This window comes from Streptomyces sp. SX-6 (assembly GCF_059089585.1).
Map to the genome: position 1 here is coordinate 1 of NZ_JBTHHU010000069.1, position 3178 is coordinate 3178.

1 rRNA gene is annotated in these 3178 nt (G+C 57.0%); it reads right to left on the reverse strand.

Going from position 1 to position 3178, the window contains the following annotated elements:
* Position 1: 1 nt before the first annotated feature.
* Positions 2-3126, reverse strand: a 23S ribosomal RNA gene (locus ACV530_RS36385).
* Positions 3127-3178 lie beyond the last annotated feature (52 nt).

The following is a 3178-nucleotide window of genomic DNA, read 5'->3' on the forward strand; positions in this document are numbered from 1 at the left end:
TGAGGACAAGCCCTCGGCCTATTAGTACCAGTCAGCTCCAACCGTTACCGGTCTTCCACACCTGGCCTATCAACCCAGTCGTCTACTGGGAGCCTTACCCACTCTAAGGTGGTGGGAGTCCTCATCTCGAAGCAGGCTTCCCGCTTAGATGCTTTCAGCGGTTATCCCTCCCGAACGTAGCCAACCAGCCATGCCCTTGGCAGGACAACTGGCACACCAGAGGTTCGTCCGTCCCGGTCCTCTCGTACTAGGGACAGCCCTTCTCAAGACTCCTACGCGCACAGCGGATAGGGACCGAACTGTCTCACGACGTTCTAAACCCAGCTCGCGTACCGCTTTAATGGGCGAACAGCCCAACCCTTGGGACCGACTCCAGCCCCAGGATGCGACGAGCCGACATCGAGGTGCCAAACCATCCCGTCGATATGGACTCTTGGGGAAGATCAGCCTGTTATCCCCGGGGTACCTTTTATCCGTTGAGCGACGGCGCTTCCACAAGCCACCGCCGGATCACTAGTCCCGACTTTCGTCCCTGCTCGACCCGTCGGTCTCACAGTCAAGCTCCCTTGTGCACTTACACTCAACACCTGATTACCAACCAGGCTGAGGGAACCTTTGGGCGCCTCCGTTACTCTTTAGGAGGCAACCGCCCCAGTTAAACTACCCACCAGACACTGTCCCTGATCCGGATCACGGACCCAGGTTAGACATCCAGCACGACCAGAGTGGTATTTCAACGACGACTCCACACACACTGGCGTGCATGCTTCACAGTCTCCCACCTATCCTACACAAGCCGAACCGAACACCAATATCAAGCTATAGTAAAGGTCCCGGGGTCTTTCCGTCCTGCTGCGCGAAACGAGCATCTTTACTCGTAGTGCAATTTCACCGGGCCTATGGTTGAGACAGTCGAGAAGTCGTTACGCCATTCGTGCAGGTCGGAACTTACCCGACAAGGAATTTCGCTACCTTAGGATGGTTATAGTTACCACCGCCGTTTACTGGCGCTTAAGTTCTCAGCTTCGCACACCCGAAGATGCGCTAACCGGTCCCCTTAACGTTCCAGCACCGGGCAGGCGTCAGTCCGTATACATCGCCTTACGGCTTCGCACGGACCTGTGTTTTTAGTAAACAGTCGCTTCTCGCTGGTCTCTGCGGCCACACCCAGCTCAGGAAGTAAATTCCATCACCAGACGTGGCCCCCCTTCTCCCGAAGTTACGGGGGCATTTTGCCGAGTTCCTTAACCATAGTTCACCCGAACGCCTCGGTATTCTCTACCTGACCACCTGAGTCGGTTTAGGGTACGGGCCGCCATGAAACTCGCTAGAGGCTTTTCTCGACAGCATAGGATCATCCACTTCACCACAATCGGCTCGGCATCAGGTCTCAGGCTTCATGCTGTCCGGATTTGCCTGGACAGCGCCCTACACCCTTACCCCGGGACTACCACCGCCCGGGCTGGACTACCTTCCTGCGTCACCCCATCGCTTACCTACTACAAGTCTGGTTCGTCGGCTCCACCACTCCCCTTTGCCCGAAGGCTCCAGGACGGCTTCACGGACTTAGCATCGCCTGATTCGATATTGGGCGTTTCAAAGCGGGTACCGGAATATCAACCGGTTGTCCATCGACTACGCCTGTCGGCCTCGCCTTAGGTCCCGACTTACCCTGGGCAGATCAGCTTGACCCAGGAACCCTTAGTCAATCGGCGCACACGTTTCCCACGTGTGTATCGCTACTCATGCCTGCATTCTCACTCGTGAACCGTCCACAACTACCTTCCGGCGCTGCTTCACCCGGCACACGACGCTCCCCTACCCATCCACACACCCGTTGGGGCTATACATGTGAATGACACGACTTCGGCGGTACGCTTGAGCCCCGCTACATTGTCGGCGCGGAATCACTTGACCAGTGAGCTATTACGCACTCTTTCAAGGGTGGCTGCTTCTAAGCCAACCTCCTGGTTGTCTCTGCGACTCCACATCCTTTCCCACTTAGCGTACGCTTAGGGGCCTTAGTCGATGCTCTGGGCTGTTTCCCTCTCGACCATGGAGCTTATCCCCCACAGTCTCACTGCCGCGCTCTCACTTACCGGCATTCGGAGTTTGGCTAAGGTCAGTAACCCGGTAGGGCCCATCGCCTATCCAGTGCTCTACCTCCGGCAAGAAACACACGACGCTGCACCTAAATGCATTTCGGGGAGAACCAGCTATCACGGAGTTTGATTGGCCTTTCACCCCTAACCACAGGTCATCCCCCAGGTTTTCAACCCTGGTGGGTTCGGTCCTCCACGAAGTCTTACCTCCGCTTCAACCTGCCCATGGCTAGATCACTCCGCTTCGGGTCTAGAGCGTGCAACTCAAACGCCCTGTTCGGACTCGCTTTCGCTACGGCTTCCCCACACGGGTTAACCTCGCTACACACCGCTAACTCGCAGGCTCATTCTTCAAAAGGCACGCAGTCACGAGACACCGAGCAAGCTCGATGTCCGACGCTCCCACGGCTTGTAGGCACACGGTTTCAGGTACTATTTCACTCCGCTCCCGCGGTACTTTTCACCATTCCCTCACGGTACTATCCGCTATCGGTCACCAGGGAATATTTAGGCTTAACGGGTGGTCCCGCCAGATTCACACGGGATTTCTCGGGCCCCGTGCTACTTGGGTGGTTCTCAAGAGAGCCGCTAATGTTTCAGCTACGGGGGTCTTACCCTCTACGCCGGACCTTTCGCATGTCCTTCGCCTACATCAACGGTTTCTGACTCCCCGACCAGCCGGCAGACTGATCAAGAGAACTCCCACAACCCCGTATACGCAACCCCTGCCGGGTATCACACGCATACGGTTTGGCCTCATCCAGTTTCGCTCGCCACTACTCCCGGAATCACGGTTGTTTTCTCTTCCTGCGGGTACTGAGATGTTTCACTTCCCCGCGTTCCCTCCACACTGCCTATGTGTTCAGCAGCGGGTGACAGCCCATGACGACTGCCGGGTTTCCCCATTCGGACACCCCCGGATCACAGCTCGGTTGACAGCTCCCCGGGGCCTATCGCGGCCTCCCACGTCCTTCATCGGTTCCTGGTGCCAAGGCATCCACCGTGCGCCCTTAAAAACTTGGCCACAGATGCTCGCGTCCACTGTGCAGTTCTCAAGCAACGACCAGCCACCCGCC